The sequence below is a fragment of the Christiangramia oceanisediminis genome, from assembly GCF_022570735.2.
GTDB classification, from domain to species: Bacteria; Bacteroidota; Bacteroidia; order Flavobacteriales; family Flavobacteriaceae; genus Christiangramia; species Christiangramia oceanisediminis.
In genome coordinates, this window is the sequence record NZ_JANCNS010000001.1 from 657,109 (window position 1) to 676,437 (window position 19,329).

Annotated in this window: 24 protein-coding genes; 10 read left to right on the plus strand and 14 right to left on the minus strand. The window is 41.8% G+C overall.

Annotation, left to right across the window (positions count from 1 at the left end):
* Positions 1 to 16: 16 nt before the first annotated feature.
* The gene (locus tag MKO06_RS02985) at positions 17 to 862 is read right to left on the minus strand and encodes an alpha/beta hydrolase (RefSeq protein WP_241550856.1); all 846 of its coding nucleotides are present in this window, start codon (positions 860 to 862) and stop codon (positions 17 to 19) included.
* A gap of 197 nt (positions 863 to 1,059) precedes the next feature.
* Positions 1,060 to 1,410 carry a winged helix-turn-helix transcriptional regulator gene (locus MKO06_RS02990; protein WP_241550857.1) on the minus strand — a complete coding sequence of 117 codons (351 nt, stop codon included), beginning with the start codon at positions 1,408 to 1,410 and terminating at the stop codon, positions 1,060 to 1,062.
* A gap of 97 nt (positions 1,411 to 1,507) precedes the next feature.
* Here MKO06_RS02990 and MKO06_RS02995 point away from each other — a divergent pair, with 97 nt between their 5' ends.
* Positions 1,508 to 2,254: an NADPH-dependent F420 reductase gene (locus MKO06_RS02995; RefSeq protein WP_241550858.1), complete on the plus strand. Its 747-nt coding sequence runs from the start codon at positions 1,508 to 1,510 to the stop codon at positions 2,252 to 2,254.
* Between the two features lie 247 nt (positions 2,255 to 2,501).
* On the opposite strand, the gene MKO06_RS03000 is transcribed toward MKO06_RS02995, so the two are convergent.
* The gene (locus MKO06_RS03000; protein WP_241550859.1) at positions 2,502 to 4,040 is read right to left on the minus strand and encodes a rhomboid family intramembrane serine protease; all 1,539 of its coding nucleotides are present in this window, start codon (positions 4,038 to 4,040) and stop codon (positions 2,502 to 2,504) included.
* Between the two features lie 86 nt (positions 4,041 to 4,126).
* On the minus strand, positions 4,127 to 5,140 hold the full coding sequence (locus MKO06_RS03005) for a tetratricopeptide repeat protein (RefSeq protein WP_241550860.1): 1,014 nt from the start codon (positions 5,138 to 5,140) through the stop codon (positions 4,127 to 4,129).
* A gap of 285 nt (positions 5,141 to 5,425) precedes the next feature.
* On the opposite strand from MKO06_RS03005, the gene MKO06_RS03010 reads away from it, so the two are divergent.
* Together MKO06_RS03010 and MKO06_RS03015 are read left to right on the plus strand one after the other, a co-directional pair.
* The gene (locus MKO06_RS03010; RefSeq protein ID WP_241550861.1) at positions 5,426 to 5,911 is read left to right on the plus strand and encodes a hypothetical protein; all 486 of its coding nucleotides are present in this window, start codon (positions 5,426 to 5,428) and stop codon (positions 5,909 to 5,911) included.
* A gap of 89 nt (positions 5,912 to 6,000) precedes the next feature.
* A complete protein-coding gene (locus MKO06_RS03015) occupies positions 6,001 to 6,717 on the plus strand; it encodes a TerC family protein (RefSeq protein WP_241550862.1) in 717 nt (238 codons plus the stop codon).
* On the opposite strand, the gene MKO06_RS03020 is transcribed toward MKO06_RS03015, so the two are convergent.
* The 6 genes from MKO06_RS03020 to gntA are packed head-to-tail and all read right to left on the minus strand — an operon-like array spanning position 6,714 to position 11,100.
* Complete coding sequence (locus MKO06_RS03020; RefSeq protein ID WP_241550863.1) at positions 6,714 to 7,295, minus strand: DUF1989 domain-containing protein; 582 nt, start codon at positions 7,293 to 7,295, stop codon at positions 6,714 to 6,716. The two genes, MKO06_RS03015 and MKO06_RS03020, sit on opposite strands and share 4 nt — an antisense overlap.
* On the minus strand, positions 7,292 to 8,224 hold the full coding sequence (gene ligD / locus MKO06_RS03025; protein WP_241550864.1) for a non-homologous end-joining DNA ligase: 933 nt from the start codon (positions 8,222 to 8,224) through the stop codon (positions 7,292 to 7,294). Before ligD (MKO06_RS03025) ends, MKO06_RS03020 begins: the two co-directional genes overlap by 4 nt.
* On the minus strand, positions 8,221 to 9,219 hold the full coding sequence (gene ligD, locus MKO06_RS03030; protein WP_241550865.1) for a non-homologous end-joining DNA ligase: 999 nt from the start codon (positions 9,217 to 9,219) through the stop codon (positions 8,221 to 8,223). The genes ligD (MKO06_RS03025) and ligD (MKO06_RS03030) overlap by 4 nt, the downstream gene beginning before the upstream one ends.
* A complete protein-coding gene (locus tag MKO06_RS03035) occupies positions 9,212 to 9,820 on the minus strand; it encodes a DNA polymerase ligase N-terminal domain-containing protein (protein ID WP_241550866.1) in 609 nt (202 codons plus the stop codon). Before MKO06_RS03035 ends, ligD (MKO06_RS03030) begins: the two co-directional genes overlap by 8 nt.
* Before the next feature lie 3 nt (positions 9,821 to 9,823).
* The gene (locus MKO06_RS03040; protein WP_241550867.1) at positions 9,824 to 10,435 is read right to left on the minus strand and encodes an FMN-binding negative transcriptional regulator; all 612 of its coding nucleotides are present in this window, start codon (positions 10,433 to 10,435) and stop codon (positions 9,824 to 9,826) included.
* Positions 10,435 to 11,100 (minus strand): guanitoxin biosynthesis heme-dependent pre-guanitoxin N-hydroxylase GntA, encoded by a 666-nt coding sequence (gene gntA, locus MKO06_RS03045; RefSeq protein ID WP_241550868.1) that lies wholly within the window; start codon positions 11,098 to 11,100, stop codon positions 10,435 to 10,437. The genes MKO06_RS03040 and gntA overlap by 1 nt, the downstream gene beginning before the upstream one ends.
* 88 nt (positions 11,101 to 11,188) lie before the next feature.
* Between gntA and MKO06_RS03050 the strand changes: the two genes are divergently transcribed.
* Positions 11,189 to 11,620, plus strand: a complete 432-nt coding sequence (locus MKO06_RS03050; RefSeq protein ID WP_241550869.1) for a hypothetical protein — start codon at positions 11,189 to 11,191, stop codon at positions 11,618 to 11,620.
* On the opposite strand, the gene MKO06_RS03055 is transcribed toward MKO06_RS03050, so the two are convergent.
* From MKO06_RS03055 to MKO06_RS03065, 3 genes are read right to left on the minus strand one after another with little or no spacing between them, the layout of a single operon-like run.
* Entirely contained in the window at positions 11,621 to 11,887 is a 267-nt protein-coding gene (locus tag MKO06_RS03055; protein ID WP_241550870.1) for a SemiSWEET family sugar transporter, read from the minus strand.
* Positions 11,888 to 11,892: 5 nt separating this feature from the next.
* Complete coding sequence (locus tag MKO06_RS03060) at positions 11,893 to 12,414, minus strand: DUF421 domain-containing protein (RefSeq protein WP_241550871.1); 522 nt, start codon at positions 12,412 to 12,414, stop codon at positions 11,893 to 11,895.
* Positions 12,415 to 12,423: 9 nt separating this feature from the next.
* Positions 12,424 to 13,272 carry an SDR family oxidoreductase gene (locus tag MKO06_RS03065; protein WP_241550872.1) on the minus strand — a complete coding sequence of 283 codons (849 nt, stop codon included), beginning with the start codon at positions 13,270 to 13,272 and terminating at the stop codon, positions 12,424 to 12,426.
* A 146-nt stretch (positions 13,273 to 13,418) separates the two neighbouring features.
* On the opposite strand from MKO06_RS03065, the gene MKO06_RS03070 reads away from it, so the two are divergent.
* Both MKO06_RS03070 and MKO06_RS03075 read left to right on the plus strand, forming a co-directional pair.
* A complete protein-coding gene (locus MKO06_RS03070) occupies positions 13,419 to 14,132 on the plus strand; it encodes a glycerophosphodiester phosphodiesterase (RefSeq protein WP_241550873.1) in 714 nt (237 codons plus the stop codon).
* Between the two features lie 53 nt (positions 14,133 to 14,185).
* A complete protein-coding gene (locus tag MKO06_RS03075) occupies positions 14,186 to 15,415 on the plus strand; it encodes a BaiN/RdsA family NAD(P)/FAD-dependent oxidoreductase (protein WP_241550874.1) in 1,230 nt (409 codons plus the stop codon).
* Here MKO06_RS03075 and MKO06_RS03080 read toward each other — a convergent pair.
* The gene (locus tag MKO06_RS03080) at positions 15,384 to 15,863 is read right to left on the minus strand and encodes a TspO/MBR family protein (RefSeq protein ID WP_241550875.1); all 480 of its coding nucleotides are present in this window, start codon (positions 15,861 to 15,863) and stop codon (positions 15,384 to 15,386) included. The genes MKO06_RS03075 and MKO06_RS03080 overlap by 32 nt on opposite strands.
* A 97-nt stretch (positions 15,864 to 15,960) precedes the next feature.
* Here MKO06_RS03080 and mvaD point away from each other — a divergent pair, with 97 nt between their 5' ends.
* The 4 genes from mvaD to MKO06_RS03100 are packed head-to-tail and all read left to right on the plus strand — an operon-like array spanning position 15,961 to position 19,316.
* A complete protein-coding gene (mvaD, locus tag MKO06_RS03085) occupies positions 15,961 to 17,061 on the plus strand; it encodes a diphosphomevalonate decarboxylase (RefSeq protein WP_241550876.1) in 1,101 nt (366 codons plus the stop codon).
* Between the two features lie 9 nt (positions 17,062 to 17,070).
* On the plus strand, positions 17,071 to 17,424 hold the full coding sequence (locus tag MKO06_RS03090; RefSeq protein ID WP_241550877.1) for a four helix bundle protein: 354 nt from the start codon (positions 17,071 to 17,073) through the stop codon (positions 17,422 to 17,424).
* 38 nt (positions 17,425 to 17,462) lie between these two features.
* Positions 17,463 to 18,401 (plus strand): mevalonate kinase family protein, encoded by a 939-nt coding sequence (locus MKO06_RS03095; protein ID WP_241550878.1) that lies wholly within the window; start codon positions 17,463 to 17,465, stop codon positions 18,399 to 18,401.
* A 9-nt stretch (positions 18,402 to 18,410) separates the two neighbouring features.
* On the plus strand, positions 18,411 to 19,316 hold the full coding sequence (locus MKO06_RS03100; RefSeq protein ID WP_241550879.1) for a geranylgeranylglycerol-phosphate geranylgeranyltransferase: 906 nt from the start codon (positions 18,411 to 18,413) through the stop codon (positions 19,314 to 19,316).
* Positions 19,317 to 19,329 lie beyond the last annotated feature (13 nt).

Below are 19,329 nucleotides of genomic sequence, written 5' to 3' on the forward strand. Positions count from 1 at the left end.
GTTATCGTATTATTCATTATTCTTCCTTCATCACAAAGTCACTTATCAGCTTTGCAACCATATCGTCGTCATCTAGAATTGCAGAAAGTAGAGTCATGTGATTTCTATTGGGCACTTCTTTCGTAAATACATTAACATTTCCCGCAGCTCTCATCGCCGTAGCAAATCGTTCGTTCTGTTCTTTTCTCCAATCATCATCTCCGTCAGCATAGATAAGTAAAATGTTATCACGATTAGGTAGAATATGAGGTGTTACAGAGGCCTGTTTCCAACTTTGCGGTTCATTTCCCCAAATCGTCTTGTAGATGGAGTCTCTTTCGATGCGGACTTTTGCTGTTTCCTCTACAAAAAGAAACGGACTAATTAATATAGCTCCTTTGATCTTAGACTGCTCGATATTTTGGGCTTTCAACACCGATAAATCAATTGCAAGTAGTGCAGCCAGGTAAGCTCCGGCAGAATGGCCGGCAACGTAGACCTTTTGGGGATTTCCACCATATGCTTCTATGTTATTGATTACCCATGCGGTAGCAGCCGCTGCATCATTTAAATGGGCTGGATGTTTGACATCAGGAGATAACCGATAGTTGGCACTAACCAGACCAATTCCGGACTCAGCAACTTTATAACCGAAATCCTTATCCATATCTTTATTTCCAACTAAAAGAGCTCCTCCATGAAAATAAACGATAACAGGGACATCTTTTTTTCCTTCAGGCATGTAGATATCCAACAAATCCTTGTTGTCATCGTAGACAGAATCAGAAATATAATCTATGTCTGTAGTGACCGTGACTTGTGCATTCACAAGGACTGAACTTAAAATAATGAGTAGTGAAGCAGTGTAAGATATCCGGATCATAATTACCTTGATTTTAATTTGTGACACCTAACGCCCTCAATTAACGCAAGTCACGGATAGAAACCGGTCCCCAAGCTTCGGGATGTAGGCTTACCGTTTTTCTTTATTGGTATTCTAAATTACACTTTTTCCACAATATCCGGAATTTGAGATGAATCCTTGTTGACGGTGGTTTTTAGTTAGGCTTCTCCAATCCTTCACTCTTTGTTAAATATTTTCTTTTTGTGATTGATCCCCCAATCTTTAAGCGCAAAGATTATTGGGTTCAAGGTATCTGCATATGGGGTTAATCTATACGATATTTTTACTGGATAATCCTCTATAATAATTCTTTTGATAAGCTGGTGTTGTTCCAAATCTTTAAGCTCTTTTGCTAATACTTTTGGTGTTAAGCCATCAATACTATCTTGAATATCAGTAAATCTTTCGTTACCAATACCTACTGAAATAATGATTGGTAATTTCCATTTGCCATTGATCACCTCTAAGGTATCCCTCACGGGTCTCACCGTATCCAGGCAATTATTGTATCCCTTTTTTACAGCCATAGGTTTTCTTTTATATCGCTTTCCTTTAGGAAAGTACTTTACAAAGGAAAGTGAAAAACCCTAACTTTGCAATTAAGTTTTAATAAATAATAATGATATGAAAATAGGAGTTTTAGGAGTAGGTAGTATTGGTAAAACATTAGCCTTAAAACTACCCAAGGCTGGACACGAAGTAGAAGTAGCCAATTCAAGAGGTCCGGAATATATAGACGAAACTACACTTGTTACAGGGGCAAAGCCTGTTACCGCTGAGCAAGCTGTAGAGGGCAAAGATGTAATTATCTTATCGATTCCCTTAAACAGGGTTCCAGAGATCAAACCGCTTCTTGCCAAAGTACCACAAGATGTAACCGTAATAGACACCTCTAACTATTATCCGTCACGCGATAACAAAATTGCAGCTATTGATGATGGCCAGGTAGAAAGTTTGTGGGTAAGCGAACAACTTGGGCGACCTATTGCTAAAGCCTGGAATGCAATTGGTTATATTTCTTTTGAAAAAAGTGGAAAGCCAGCCGGAAGTCCGGATCGTATTGCCATCCCAATTGCTGCAGATCGTGAACAGGATCGTAAAATCGCAATGCAGTTAGTGAACGACACCGGATTCGATGCTTTCTATGCAGGTTCACTCGCTGATTCTTGGAGACAGCAACCAGGCTCTCCTGTTTATTGTACAGATCTTTCCCTGCAAGAAATAGAAGAATTAATTGACACTGCGGAAAGAGAACGCCTTCCTAAACGAAGAGATTTGGCTGTTGCAGCAGTCGTAGAGCGATTAAATGGTAAACCAGAGGCCTTGAATAATGAATTCCTGGTAGGTTTAAACAGGATATTGTATATGTAAATTTTATTTGAGTTGAAAACCTAATTTTCAAAGCTAATTCTATAAAGGATATTGATTGTTATTCATTCAATATCCTTTTTTTTATGAAGGGGTCAATTATGAAATTACCGCCAACGGCCTCAATTATCGCAAGTCGCGGGAGTGAGGACGCGGCGCCGAAGCTTCGGGAGGTCGGCTTAGTATTAGTTTATTGATCAAGTTAAAGATTTTCTGACTAAGGATGGTGGATATACCAAATTTACGACTGCTATCTTGCGTTTAATATTAAATTTTCTTTATTAAGTAGGATCAATGTGCCACCTATAATGAATCCACTGATTAAGCCCGTAATATGGGCTGCATTGTCTATACCCCCAAACAGGCCTAATATTAGGCTTATTCCAGCATAAATTCCCAAAAGCGACAAGGTTGTTTTACGCATCGTTTTAGAATAGATATTAAAAACTGAAAATGCTAATATTATTCCATAAAGTCCGAAAATAGCCCCGGAAGCTCCTACACTTATTGTGTGATCATGCCAATAAATACTACCTATACTAGCCAGAATCCCTGAAATTATATATGTAATGATTAATTTCTTAGATCCAAGTATATATTCTAGAAGGACACTACCAATTCCAAGCCCAACTAAATTCATTAACAAATGTAGTATTCCACCATGAATGAACATAGCAGTAAATAATCTCCAATAATCACCTGTTAATACTTCAAATCTTCTAACACCTCCAATTCCAAGTAATTCTTGTGAAGTTGGAGAGACAATATTTAGGCCTTGAAATACCATAACGATAAAAACTAGAATATTAAGAACCATTAGAATTGCCGTGCCTTTATTTTCTCCTTTTGGATTCAGAAAATCTAGAATAGCTTCTAACTCTTCATTCTTTGCTGGTCTTTTTTCTTTAAAGTTTTTAAATTCCTTTTCGTCAATTTTTGGAATCACAACCATAAATAGAACAACTAAACTTCCAATACCAAATGAACCAAAAATCCACGGTAATAAATTTCCAAGTCTATTCTCAAAAACCTCTGTTTTTGGCACTAGAATAATTTGCTCATTTTCATTTATTTCTGGATATTTATTTTTTATCGCTTCAAGGAATCCATCCCTGTCATCAGAATATCCAAGTTTTTCAAAATATCTCAAGTTTTGGAAATCGTATTCATTAAAATCTCGTTCCGACATTTTTATAAAACTTCTGTATTCCGAATCTTTAATATTATCACTACTTCGATTACCTATACTTTTTTGAAAATCTACTCCATACCAGACAGAAATATTTTTTTCAAAGGGACAGGCGAAATATAAATAGTAGTTTAAACGATCGTTATTTCGACCTGAGGTTCTTGCTGTTATATAGGGAAGACTTGAACTATGATCAATGTTAAAAGAACTTATTTTAAAATACTTCTCATTTTTATGATCACCTATATCCGATACTGTGGATATTTTTTGTAAGTCAAATGAACTCTTTTCAATATAATTTTGGCTTACCATTATTGGAATCGCAATGGCAGCAACCATAACAAATTGGTAAAAAAAATATTTATTTTCACTCTTCCCATCTACTTTTAATATCTTAATTCTTTTACTTAACCAAAGAAAAACAGGTATCCAGGGTAGCGCAAAAGGAATCCAAAAATTCAGTAGATCATCTTTTAAAGGCAGAATGCCAAGCTTAAAATCTAAAATCCAGCGAAGCGTATTGTACAATAGAATTGTTCCAATCGCTATTATTATAAATGGAATATATACTTCTTGAAGTTTTGTTCGAATGTTTTTCAATTTTCAAATACTTTTTTTTTAAATGCCAGCTGACGATTATGGCTGTCAATTGTGATTAGCATTTGGCGTAGGCAGTTATCTTTAGATTAATCAGAAACTTTTTGCATTTCATCTATCATGACGTGCTCCACGCCATTCATGGTAGCCTTAAATCTCATATTGTCTTCTGAAGTTCCGATAATACTAACATTTAATTCCTTACCAATATATTCATCCATTTCAGGATTCGTACTTTCAGTATATTTAAGAATGTAACTACAATCATCTATCCATTCAATTTTCATCGTAGTCACTGAATTATCTTTGACACTTGTTTCAATTTGGATATTATCTGTCCTTTCAATTAGAACCAATCTTCTACCGTTCGTTCCACCCATTTTAAATTTGCCAGTTTTAAAATCAGAACAGTTTTTTTCCGGTTCTTTACGTTCAACTAGTTTACTCCTTGTAAACTCTCTAAATAGCATTAATTCTATCCTCCCCTTCTCTGTGTACAACTCGTCATAAATTTTTACAGCTTTATCTATTTCCTTCTCTTCCTCATATATCCAGGCTAGGAGAACTTTGAATCTTTCATTATCAGTATTTAGTTTTAGACCTTCGTTAATTGCATTTTTAGCTTCTTGATAATTCCTGTCAGCAAAAAGCATAGAGGCCTTCATATATTGAAAGCGATTATCTCGCTGCGATTCGTTTAAATTGTTTAAGGAATCTAGTTTATTTCCTACGTCATTTGCTCTCAATTCCGATATAGCATCAGACTTCATTTTGTCTATAAAATTGTAATAAACCGGACATTCTTTAAATAATTTCGCTTGCATTCCCATCAATAGATCTGCAACAAATCTATCATTTTGTTGTTGAGCAATTTGGGTTGTGTCATTTGAAAAGAATTGATTCATTTCATTCTCGTATTTCTGAAGGTTTGCACCAAAACAATCTCCAAATTTTTCTTCAAATTCAAGCATATCATATTCTTCTAAACAGCCACAAAACTCTGGAACTACCTTATTTGATAGTTTTTGAATTTCACTGTTTATTTCCTGAGATAGTGAAATAACTGGAATTAATAATCCTAGAAAAATTAATTTATTTTTCATCTGCTTGTTTTAGATAATTGGCTCAACTCCCTATAACCCGATTTATCTTCTCCTGACCATCCCTCAGCCGGATAAAAGGAACACCCCTAAACTACCAATTCTCCCCATATCTAACGCTCTGCCTTATAATTTTTTATCAACCACTTCTTAACCTAAGTTTTAGAAAGGAGTTGTATTTATATACTATCTTCATAGGTCGCTACCAGCCAGCAACTTAAACCATCAGGAAATTGAAAACATGACAAAGCCCGGTCAGTTTTATGTACCGGTATAGCCCGGTAAACCATGAAATGGACCTGTATCTTAGCGCTGCTCCTGCTTCCCGCACAAATCTTCGGGCAAATGTGGCTTAGCCGGGAAGACACCTATTTCTTTGCGGCAACGGGAGTGGATATTCGCAACGCCACCATTGGCGGCACGGTGAACGATGCCAGTTATGATGGCACCTTTAGCCTGGGCTACCGAAATGTAAATTTCAGCATTCTCGCTTATTACGAAACCTTTAAAGGCATTCGCTACGAGTCTCTGGGGATCAACCCCGGTTTCCTGCTACGTCCCGGCAAAAAGTTAATTCCGGCCGCCGACCTTTCCCTGTCCATCATCCGCCGTCCCTGGAAAACCTATCCCTCGCTGGCCGCCAACACGCGAATCGAGTATCACTTCGACCGCTTCTTCGTCTATTGCCGGGGAGAATACCGCTGGCGTACCGACTATGATTTCTTCCAGGTTTCGGTATATGGCGGGATCGCGATCAAATTCGGATTCAATTGAGGTTCCTGAAACCTCCACATTTGATTTGCAAAATTTTAACCCTAAAGGCTGAAATTTTATATAATTTTGAGCCGTTCAACTAATTAACCATGGAAATATTCTTACAACCCGACACCTGGGTAGCCCTGCTTACGCTTACCTTCCTGGAGATCGTACTCGGGATAGATAACATCATTTTCATTTCTATTGTCGCCTCAAAGGTTCCTAAAGAAAGCCAGAAAAAAGCCCGTTTGGGCGGACTTGCACTCGCGATGATCATGCGTGTACTTCTGCTTTTAAGTATCACCTGGATCATCGGCCTTACCGAACCCGTAGTGACTGTTTGGGACTTCGAGATTAGCTGGCGTGATCTTATCCTTTTTGCAGGAGGGATTTTCCTACTGGTAAAATCAACGCTGGAGATACATCATAAGGTAGAAGGCCAGCATGACGAGGAAAAATACGGAAACAAACCTAAGGTGATGAGCTTTAGCACGGCAATTATACAGATCGTACTGCTGGACCTGGTTTTCTCTTTCGATTCTATTCTGACCGCCGTGGGTCTTACAGACCAGGTCATCCTGATGATCATCGCGGTAGTTGTCGCGATCCTGGTGATGATGGCTTTTGCAAAACCGGTGGGCGAATTCGTAAACAGGAACCCAACCATACAGATCCTGGCACTGTCTTTCCTAATTTTGATCGGGGTGATGCTTATCGTGGAAGCTGCGCATTATCATGTTCCGAAGGGCTATATCTATTTCGCGGTCTTCTTCTCGCTGGCCATCGAAATGCTGAATATGCGCTACCGAAAGAAGAACGCCTAGTCGAGGATTTCGTAATGGATAGGCTTGAAACTGCCGCCATTACTGTCCTCGGCCGAACAGGCCGTAAGGCCAACGAACAGGTCCATTTTAGCTTCAAAAAGCACGTGATCTCCAGCCTTGCTCAAAGGCGGGTCTACGCTTAGTTTGCCATTCTCATCGAACTGAACGTTCATAAAAATGTTGAATGCGGTTGGGATATCATCGGGCTCAATATCGAATTTCTCCAGGTTCGTGTACAGGTTTTCGAAACAGCTGGGATGGTAGTCGCTGTTGCCATACATGATCTTAAAGGTCTCCGGGCTGCACGGCGCCAGCAGGAAATCGTTGCGGCCATTGGTATCTTCCAGGATCTCCATCATCTTATTGCTGCGGTTGCTCCATAGAAAATCACCTTTGGTGATCAGGATACTTTCCTCGAAATCCAGTGTTTTCCCGCTGCTGATCTTTTCCCTTTTATCGTTGGCATTGAACAGCACCATATCGCTAACCTGCTGTCCTTTTGGGTCGATCACCTTTAATTTCTGTCCTTTTTTTAAGCGGAAAGCGGCTCCGCTCTGGATGGGTATCTCCTGTATCATGTATCTTCTGAAGTTTTTTCGATTAGTTTTTCCAGTTTCTTTTTGGCTTCGGAAAGGTTCACCTTATGTTTCTCTATATCTTTCCAGGGATCATCCTTACTACCCAGTCTTCGGAAAATATTTTTTATGGTATAGCTCTGTGCCGAAAGATCCGGCTTTTTCAGTTCAACCCAGTCGATCGGCGTTGCCACCGGTGCTCCCTCGATTGGTCGAACCGCGTAAGGCGCCACACTGGTCTGTGCCGAAGCATTCCTGGCCACATCCAGGAAAAGCCGGTCTTCCCGTTTTTCCTTTCTTGCCGCAGTGGTCATGGTTTCCGGATACTTTTGCTCCAGGTATTTGGACGCCTGCTGGGCGAATTCCCTAACCTCATCAAAACTGTGATCTCGCTTAAGCGGAACCACCAGATGAAGTCCGCGTGAACCGGTGGTCATCAAAAACACCGGCAGCCCCAGTTCTTCTACCAGCAATTCCCTGATCGAGAAGGCCGCTTCCTTCACCGCATCAAAACCTTTCTTCGATGGATCCAGGTCAAAGATCATCCGGTCCGGCTTATCAGGTTGGTCCTGCCTGCTCAGCCAGATATGCGGAGTAACACAGGCCTGGTTGGCAAGATACACAAGCGTAGCCTGGTCGTTACAAATCACATAATTAGTGCTGCCTCCCTCCTTCTTATCAAAGCTCCTTTTCTCGATCCATTCCGGAAAATAATCGGGCGCATCCTTCTGAAAGAATCGCTTATCCTCTATCCCGTTGGGAAAACGGATCATGGTAAGCGGCCGGCCTTCGATATGCGGCAGCATGATATCAGCGATCTTTTCGTAATAATCAACCAGGTCGCCTTTTGTAAAGCCGCTATCCGGAAAAAAGACCTTGTCAAGATTGCTTAATTCCACTTCTGTTTTTCCGTATGTTCTTTTTTCGCTCATGCCTCTTTTACTACCTCCTTCGGTTTTTTATCGCGCCTTAGGCCCAGGTAGCGCGGATGTCTTAGTTTATCTGTAGAAGTCCATTCGGTAAAAGCAACCTCGGCCACCATTTTAGGTTTCAGCCAGTACACGTCTTTTGATGGGAGCTTACTTCCGCTTACGGCGGGTTCTTCTACCTCTATTTCCTGGAATTGAGCATGCAGATCTTCCAGCATCTGGTCGGTATAACCGGTGCCCACTTTACCTGCATATTTTAGTTGATCATCCTTATAAAAACCGATCAGGATAGCGCCAAAACCTTTGCGCTCCCCTTGCGGTTTGGTGTAGCCCACGATCACGAATTCCTGCTGGTTCTCGCATTTGAACTTCAACCAGTTCGAGGAGCGGCTGTGAGCATAGTTACTATTGGCCTTTTTAGCGATAAGACCTTCCCAGTGTTTTTTACAGGCTTCCTGGTAGTATTCCTTTCCATTTTCGTTGCGATGAGGCGTATACCTGATTGGATCTTCAAAATCGAGCAGGTCCCGCAACATTTTTTTTCGTTCGGTTAGCTTAAGTTCATCCAGCTCAAAGCCATCGTGGTACATCAGGTCAAAAACATAGATATACACCTTTACTTTGGAGCTGGCGATCTCTGCTGAATCTTTAAGGTGCATCCTTTTTTGAAGCTTTCTAAAGCTGGTCACATTGCCGTCAAATGCCACGATCTCGGCATCGGCGATAAAATTATCGGCTTTTTGAGATTCGAGCGCTTTCACCAGTTCGGGATATGTATTATTGAGTTCCTTCTGGTTGCGCGACATCAGTTCCACTCTCCCGTTCTTCTTAAAAACAAGGCAGCGTTCCCCATCCAGTTTTCGTTCAAAGATCCAGTTGGCATCAGAAAAGACATCATGGGTAAGTTTGGCGAGCATGGGAGACATCCAGCCTGGCTGCTTCTTTTCCTTCAGTTTTTGCTGAAGCTCCTCCGGGATGCTTTTCAACAGATCATTCATCTTTTTTCGCTTCCTTTTCGATCTGTTTCATGGTCCTGCCTGTTAACACCGATTTATTTTCGGTATTTACCGGTTTCCTCCGGGCGTCGGCATCCTCATCGTCTACCTTCTTCAAAAACCATTTTTCATCGTCGCCTTTGGATGTGCGGATAAGTGTATAACCTCCCTTCAGTTTTTTTCCGTTTAAGATAAAGGTGGAATGGCCCTTTTCAAGCTGTTTTTCCATCGGGATCAGCTTGCCGTCATCATCCCGTTTATCATTTTCATAAGTTCCCGCATCCCAGACCATCACCGTACCGCCTCCATACTGGTCTTCAGGGATCACCCCTTCAAAATCGGCATATTCAACCGGGTGATCTTCCGTAGGGATGGCAAGGCGTTTCACATCGGGATTGGTAGACGGCCCTTTGGGTACGGCCCAGCTTTTGAGAACTCCATCTACCAGTATGCGAAAATCGTAGTGAAGGTTGGTAGCCTCGTGTTTCTGAATAACGAAGATCTGCTTTTCACTATCCTTCTTATTTTTTTCATCTCCAAATGGCTCCGATGAAATATCAAAATCCCGCTTTTCATGATATTTGTCTAAAAAACCTTTTGCCATGACTCAAAGATTGGTGTTTTTGATATCCTCGCTCAACTGCTTTTTCGTACTGTCCCCGGAATTTTCCAGGTGGCTGATCACCGATGAGACATCGGCTTTTGAATAATTCTGGTGCAGTTTCGCGATGCCTTCGACCTTAAAGGGCTCCAACCAGAAACCGGTGATCAGATGCAAATGATCCAGAAGCATCTGTTTTGGGATATCCCTGTAATACAAGGGATCCTCCTGCTGCTTTTCAAATTTGTACACCAGCTTTTCCAGGCTTTCCTCCAACTCCTCTTTACTTTGCAGCCTGATGCGGGCATTCACATGAACCGCCGAATAATCCCAGGTACTGATATCCTTTTCCTGGTACCAGCTCGAGGAAATATAGGCGTGCGGCCCATGAAAGATGAGCAGGGCTTCAGCTCCATCTTTCAGAAAGGCGAGCTGTTCATTATGATTGGCGATATGAGAGTAAAGCCTCCATTCCTCTTTTTCGCCCTCCCGCAATACGGGAATATGTGTTGCAAGTAATCGATCCCCCCTGGTTATAAAGCTCGCAAATGGGTTTTGGTCGATGAATTGAAGAATGAATTCCTCATCGTCTTTCCGATATTTTAAAGGTCTGTACATTATTGTTTTTTGCTATGATGGAATGGGCATTTCCATTTCTCTCCAACCGCTCGACCACTGTACTGCCTGGCTTCACTGTTTTTTCCAAAATCTTCCAGCATTGGATTGATATTGCCCTGCAATTCCCGGTCACGGTCTCGAATCTTATTCCTGACCGTTTGGTAAGTCCCCATCGCTCTTAATTTTTCGAACTGCCAGTGCAGGTTAAATGCAATGGAAAAATAAGGACTTCGCCTGGCTTTCCTGGAGGCTCCCGGGTGCATTCCCACGATATAAAATGCCTTCCCGCAAAGACTAAAGCTAAAATGCTCATCTTCAGGATCTGGACTTACCTCCTTATCCCATGCGCAATGATCGAATTTCTTCAGGTTACCCAATAGTTCCCATAATTTAGTTTCGAATTCAAGTTCGGAATATTTCGGCGAATTGGGAAATACCGCGATAAAGGTTTTGAAATCGTTCGATTCGAAATCATAACCTGAAACATAGTTTTCCAGGTCTTTCAGCAATTCCTTTGCAGAATCCAGACTAGCGGTATCCCTGTATGCATGTAATTCTACTGCATCCATACTAAAAACACTTTGCGCCATTACGCATGGGTGATCCTTCTCGAGAATGAAATCTTCAAAATCCTCCTTCAAATTGGCTGTTATCATTCTCTCCATTGTTTCCATCTTGGGGAAATCCCTCTTCTTTAACAACATGACTATTATTGGTTTAAGTTTTTTAATATTTAATCTATCTTTATATGGCATGGAACTTATTCTGGTCATAATAGCGGGAATTACTGGTACGGTCCTAATGACCGGTTTCAGCCTTTTGCTTTCCAGACTAAGATCAAAACAGTTCAGGGAACCAAGGTTGTTGAACATTATTCTTAGGCGTTCTACGCATGAACCAATGAATCCATCCAATGACTCCATTCTAGGCTGGGTGGTACATTTTTCTATTGGCGTGATTCTTATGACCTTATTTTATATGTTCCATATAATCTTTTTATTCTCCATCTCTTCTCTTTCCATTATTATTTTTGGCCTTATTACCGGCGGACTGGCTATCATCAGCTGGCAATTGATGTTCTATATTTCCCGGAGGCCTCCAGAAATTGATTTCAGAGAATTTTATGTTCAAATTTTTATCGCCCATCTCATTTTTGCCATGGGTGCATTTGTTTTGATGATCTAGTTAGTTTTTTCCGTATTTCAGCATTAGATAAAGCATAAAACTGTTCAGGCCCAGTGAAATCCCATTGGTAGCAATAATGGGGAGATCGTTCTGGGTAAAGCCGTAGACCACCCATAATAAGACTCCCAATAGCAAAATGGAAAACATCCCCGGTGAAACATCATTAACTTTTTTTGTCTTGTAGGACCTATGGATCTGCGGAATAACTGCAATGGTCGTACAGATACCGGCAACCAGACCTAATATTTGCTCCCATCCAAATTCCATCTTTCCTATCTTTCCACATCTTCCAGTAACCAGTCTTCCAGTTCTTCATTATCATCTTCGGTATGTAAGACCGAAATATCACCGGTAGCTTCAAAAATCACCGCACGCACCTCTTTAAGCCGTATCACGTTAGCCTCCCGCAATTTAGACCGGAGGTCTTCTTCGGTCACCCTGGCTTTTTTAAGATTATCATACAGGATGTTTTGACCATCCATGAGAAGCAGGGGTTCATTATCTACCGTTTTCTTTATGATTTTGAATCTTCGCAGGATGGCTACCAGCATTTGTAACAGGTAAACCAAACCTATACCCAGTACGCCATCCCACAGACTTACGCTTTTTGAAAGCACGGTGGTAGCGATCATCGAACCAACGGCCACGGTCATGGCAAAATCGAAGCTCGACATTTTTGAAAAACTGCGTTTGCCCGCTAGCCTCGTAAAAATGATGGTTGCCAGGTAAATACCCAGCGCGGTGAGTATAATAGCCAGTATGGATGTTTCCTCTATTTTAAACCATTTTTCCATAAGAATTAGTTAACTCCCAATTATTTCTCCCCCATTAATATGAATGACCTGCCCGGTTATATAACTGCTGTCTTTGCCGGCCAGGAACACGTAGGCCGGCCCTACCTCACTGGGCTGCCCAGGTCTTCCCATTGGCACTTTTTTACCAAATTCTGAAACATCGTCAAAGGTAGAAGGGATCAACGGGGTCCAGATGGGACCCGGAGCCACGGCATTTACCCTGATCTTTCTATCTACCAGCATCTTGGACAGGGATCTGGTAAAGCTAACTATAGCTCCTTTGGTACTGGAATAATCCAGCAAATGAGAACTACCCCGGTATGCGGTAACAGATGTGGTATTGATGATCACTGAATCTTCCTTAAGATGTTCCAGCGCTTTTTTTACGATATAGAAATAAGGATACAGATTGGTTTGAAAGGTCTTTCGGAATTGCTCCGAAGAAATATCCTCAACTTCACCAGTAGGAAACTGCATGGCAGCGTTATTCACAAGTACATCAAGCTTCCCGAATTTTTCCAGAACCCTGTCTATAACTTCGGTACAAAAGGATTCCTCCTTCAGGTCACCGGCGATGATCAAACATTCCTGCCCTTCTTTTTCGACCAGCTTTTTGGTTTCAAGGGCATCTTCTTTTTCTTCCAGATAAACTATGGCAAGGCTGGCTCCTTCCCTGGCAAAATGCACCGCGGCACTCCTGCCAATGCCGCTATCGCCCCCGGTTATGAGGGCTACTTTATCTTTTAATTTTCCGCTTCCCTTATAATCATACCTGATGATCTCAGGTTCAGGTTGCATTTTATATTCATCACCTGGCTGCGACTGGTCCTGTTGCGGCACATCCACTGGTTTACTCATAAGGCTGATAATTAGGTTGTTCAACTAAATTACAAAGCCCTTCACCAAAATAAATGTTAAGCTATCTTAAGCCTTTGTAAATATTGAGAAAATGGTCCGATTGAGTTAAAAATGAGTTCGAATTGATTAATTCTCTACATTTGAGTATGAAGGATTTTTTAAAGATCGGTCATCGGGGCGCGAAAGGTCATATTGCCGAAAATACCCTGGAAAGCATTCAGAAAGCCCTGGAAATAGGAGTGGATCTAATCGAGATCGATGTGCATAAATGCGCTTCCGAAGAGATCTGGGTTATTCATGATTTCACGCTGGACCGAACCACCAACGGCAGTGGCGAGATCGCCAAACGCGAAGCTTCCGAATTAAAGAAATTAAAGGTAGAAGCTAAATATAAGATCCCGCTTTTATCTGAAGTACTTGACCTTATCGAAGGAAAATGCGACATCAATATTGAACTGAAAGGTTTGAATACGGCCCAACCGGTTTGCCGGGAGATCTGGCAGCGAATTGAATCGGGGAAATGGAAATATTCGAATTTCCTGGTCTCCAGTTTTCAGAAGAACGAACTTTTCGAGGTTAGAAAATTAGACCAGCAGGTTCCACTTGGCATCCTGAGCAAGGCCAGTGTACCCGAAGCCATCGAACTGGGAAAACGCCTGAATGCTTACGCCATACACCCTTCACTGGGAATCATCACAAGGGATAATACCAAATTGAGCCAGGAGGCCGGTTTTAAAGTAAATGTCTGGACGGTGAATGAACGGGAAGATATTTTACGAATGCTGGAATTTGGTGTGGATGGCATCATTTCAGACTTTCCTAACCGGCTTCACAATCCGTTACTGCATTTAAATCCTTAGGCCGTTTCCACTTCCGTTCCAATCTCTGTACTTTTGCAATAAATCCCTAAAATTTGGATACTTACGATATCATCATAGTTGGCGGTGGAGCAGCCGGTTTCTTTACGGCCATCAATGCTGCCGAGATCGATCCTTCACTACGGATACTCATCCTGGAGCGTGGTAAGGAAGTGCTTTCCAAGGTCAAGATCTCTGGCGGTGGCCGTTGCAATGTGACCCATGCCGAATTCATCCCTTCTGAACTGGTTAAAAGATATCCACGCGGCGATAAGGAATTACGAGGCCCATTTCACAGTTTTATGACCGGAGACACCATGGAATGGTTCGAAAAAAGGGGCATCGAGCTCAAGATCGAGGAAGACGGAAGGATCTTCCCGGTAAGCGATAGTTCGCAAAGCATCATCGACTGTTTTAATTCGGAATGCAGGAGACTGAACATTTCGGTATTGAAGGGACATAGTCTGAAAAATTTCAGCAGGAAAGATGAAAACTGGCATTTAGAGACCAGCCAGGGCGAGTTCAGCACCAATAAACTGATGCTTGCCACGGGAAGTAACCCCAAGGTATGGGACCTGCTCGAAAAAATGGGCCATCAGATAATTTCCCCTGTCCCTTCGCTGTTCACCTTTAATATACAGGATCACCGCATCGACGGTTTGGCGGGAATTTCTACCGAAGCCGAGGTAAAAGTAGAAAGTACTAAACTGGAAAGTTCAGGTCCGCTTTTGATCACCCACTGGGGAATGAGCGGCCCGGCCATCCTGAAACTCTCTGCCTGGGGAGCACGAGAATTGAATGAATTAGGTTACCACTTCAGCATACGGGTGAACTGGCTACCTGGCCGGACTTCACAGCATATCCTGGCTGAACTCAAACAATTGAAAACCGAATTCCCAAAGCAACTGGTCTTAAAACGAGCCCAGTTCGAGCTGCCAAAACGACTTTGGCAAAAGATCGCGATCGCTGCCGGGATTGGTTCAGAAGATAACTGGGCCAGCCTAAACAAGGAACAACTACTAAAACTTAGTACCCAACTTACCTCGGCTAGCTTCAGTGTAAATGGTAAAAGTACCTTTAAAGAAGAATTCGTAACTGCCGGGGGGATCAACCTAAAAGAAGTGGATTTTAAAAGCTTTGAAAGCAAACTGTATCCCGATCTCTATTTTGCTGGTGAAATCCTGAATATCGACGCGATCACCGGCGGATTCAATTTTCAAAATGCATGGACGGGTGGTTTCCTGGCGGCACAGGCTATGAGTTCAGGCGCCAGATCTCAAAATTAAAAGCGATGTTAAAGGCAACCCAGATCGCATAAGGTATCAAAAGATACGCTGCTGTTGGGCTTACAATGCGAAACCATTTAATGGTAAAAATGATCACGACAAAAAGTGCAATCAAATCCAGCAAGGCAATTAATGGTTGTTCGAGCGCAAAGAACAGCAAAAACCAGAAACCGTTCAAAAACAGCTGAAATCCAAAATGATAGAGCCCGGTTTTGACCCATTTGTGATAAAAGCCTTTGCTCCAAACGATCCCGGCAGCTATTCCCATTAGAAGATACATCAGGATCCAGATGCCACTGAATAGATCTTCGTTCAAATGAAACCAGGGCTTTTCAAGGCTCGGGTACCATTCTGCAACACCAGCCTGGGTAGCGACAGTTCCCATAAATCCGAATATAAAACATATCAGAACCCCTATAGAACTCCTTATGAACAGTTTTTTAGTCATCTTTGGCCGGTTGAATTCACTAAAATAGGAATTTATTTGGATTGTCTTCAAGGGATTCCAACTCATAAAAGTTTAACTTTGGCAAAAATTTTTCAGGATGGTAAATCAGGATTTTGTTCCTAAACAAAAGGCTCAGGAAATTGAAAATGGCGAGGTAAGCTGGCAGGCTCCAAGCAATATCGCCCTGGTGAAATACTGGGGAAAAAAGGAGAACCAGATCCCGGCCAACCCCTCCATCAGTTTTACGCTGAACGACTGCAGGACCACTACCCGACTGAGCTATTCAAAGAAGGAAAGCCCATCTGATAGTGGGAATTTCGACTTCAGTTTCTATTTTGAAGGCAAGCCGAAGGAAGATTTCAAGCCTAAGATCCAGAGCTTTTTTGAAAGGATTCAACAATATTGCCCTTACCTGAAAGATTTCAGTTTCGAGATCCACAGTGAGAACAGTTTTCCGCACAGCAGCGGGATCGCTTCTTCCGCAAGCGGCATGAGCGCACTGGCCCTTTGCGTGATGGAGATCGAGAAAAAAATGTATCCCGATATGAATCCAGATTTTTTCAATCAAAAAGCATCTTTCCTGGCACGTTTAGGCTCTGGAAGTGCCTGCCGCAGCATAGACGGCGGACTCGTGGTTTGGGGAGAACATGAGAAGATCGAAAATTCATCAGATCTCTTTGGAGTAAGCTATCCATACGAGGTTCATGATATTTTTAAGACCTACCGTGATACCATTCTCCTGGTGGATAAAGGTGAAAAGCAGGTAAGCAGCAGCGTTGGTCATGGCTTGATGCACGGGCATCCTTTTGCAGAAAGCCGTTTTGAACAGGCCCATAAAAATCTGCAACGCCTCATCCCTGTTTTAAAAAACGGGAATCTGGAAGAATTCATAAAAATAGTGGAAAGCGAGGCCTTAAGTCTTCATGCGATGATGATGAGCAGTGAGCCGTATTTCATTTTGATGAAACCCAACACCCTGGAGATCATCAATAAGATCTGGTCTTTCAGGGAAGAAATGAAGGTCCCGGTTTGCTTTACCCTGGATGCCGGCGCCAATGTTCATGTGTTATACCCACAGGACTATGAATCAAAAGTTTTAGAATTCATTAATAATGAGCTGGTTGCATATTGTCAAAACGAGCAGTATATTTGCGACCGTGTTGGCAAAGGCGCTAGGCAATTGACAATTAAAAATTGACAATTGACAATGAGTAAGGAGAACATCATAAAGTCCAAGAGTTTTCTTTTCTCAGTTAAAGTTGTTAAATTGTACAAGTATCTAAGTTCTGAAAAGAAGGAATTTGTAATGTCCAGGCAATTTTTAAGATCTGGAACGGCGATCGGAGCCTTAGTAAGAGAAGCCGAACAAGCCGAAAGTAAAGCAGATTTCGTACACAAATTGTCAATAGCCCTAAAAGAAGCTAACGAAACTGAATACTGGATTGACCTGCTTAATGCCTCAGATTATTTGGAGGATGCTCGCTTCCAGGATTTCAAAAAAGATATTAAGGAAATATTGAAATTACTAGTCTCTATAATAAAGACTTCAGAACAAAGTTAATTGTCAATTTTCCATTATCAATTGTCAATTATTGACCTATGAAAGGACCCTTATTTTATTCGAAAATCCTTCTGTTTGGGGAGTATGGGATCATTAAAGATTCCAAAGGTTTATCAATTCCTTATAACTTTTATAATGGTGCTTTAAAGCTGGATGAGAATCCTTCTGAAGACGCTATCAAGTCAAATACGAACCTGAGAAGGTTTGCAGATTACCTGAAAACGCTTCAGGAAAAGCAGCCTAAACTGGTTCAGTTCGATTTTGAAAGCCTGGAAAAGGATATCGAAAAGGGAATGTATTTCGATTCAAGCATTCCGCAGGGTTACGGGGTTGGTAGTAGTGGTGCACTGGTTGCCGCTATCTATGACAAATATGCCCAGGACAAGATCACGGTGCTTGAAAATCTTACCCGTGACAAATTATTAAAACTGAAAAAGATCTTCGGGGAAATGGAGTCTTTTTTCCACGGAAAATCTTCAGGTCTGGATCCGCTTAACTCTTATTTGAGCATTCCTATCCTTATCAATTCCAAGGAAAATATAGAGCCAGCCGGAATTCCTTCTCAAACCGAAAATGGTACCGGTGCCGTATTTTTACTGGACAGTGGTATCATAGGAGAAACAGGCCCTATGGTAAATATCTTTATGGAGAACATGAAGCAGGAGCCTTTCCGAAGAATGCTGAAAGAGCAATTCGTTTCCCAAACCGATGCCTGTGTAGATGATTTCCTGAAAGGTGATGTAAAATCCCTTTTCAAAAATGTGAAGAAACTGTCTCACACCGTATTAGACAACTTCAAACCAATGATCCCGGCACAGTTTCATAAACTGTGGAAAAAAGGAATTGAAACCAACGACTACTACCTCAAACTTTGCGGTTCAGGCGGTGGCGGTTATATTCTTGGATTTACCGAAGACATTGAAAAAGCCCGAAAAGCACTTAAAGGTTATAAATTAGAAGTGGTTTATAACTTTTAAGATCCCTTCATGCCGGACATAGCTAACAAGCGTTTACTGCTGAAAATACTAAGCCTTTTTTCGGTGGTAAGAGGTTATAATATACTGGTGGTCGTAATTGCCCAGTATCTTACTTCAGCTTTTATCCTGGCTCACGATCGTCCCGTTCGCGAAGTCCTTTTTGATCCCAACCTGTTCTTTTTGATCCTGGCATCTGCCAGCGTGATCGCGGGTGGTTATATCATTAATAACTTTTACGACAGCGAAAAGGACCTTATCAACAGGCCCAAGAAAACCATGCTGGACCGGGTGGTTAGTCAGCGTACCAAACTTTCGGTGTATTTTATCCTGAACTTCGCCGGAATTTTCTTTGCCAGTTATGTCTCCTTCAGGGCAGTGGTCTTCTTTTCGATCTATATTTTCGCCATCTGGCTCTACTCCCACCGACTCAAAAAGATCCTGTTCTTAGGAAACCTGGTAGCTTCCATCCTTACCATTACGCCTTTCTTCGTGATCTTCGTGTATTACAAGAATTTCGAAACAGTCATCTTTATTCACGCCACTTTTCTATACCTGATGATCGTGATGAGAGAACTCGTAAAAGACCTGGAGAACATGCAGGGTGATTTGGTACAAAATTATCACACCATCCCGCTGGTGTATGGTGAAAACTGGAGTAAATTCTTCCTTGGCGTATGTGCCGTTCTGGCCTTGATCCCTATTTTTCTGCTCATCAGGTATTTCGAGATCGGGTATATGGACTACTTTTTTTACGCCTGCGTGGTGCTGTTGGTCATCTTTATGCTTTTGCTTTATTTCAGCAAGGCCAAATGGCAGTACCTGCTGTTGCATAACATTCTGAAATTCATCATTGTGGCCGGGGTTTTCAGCATTTTGCTGATCGATCTTGACGAAGTCCTGAAACGCGTATTTTAGCCCGTTGAAAATC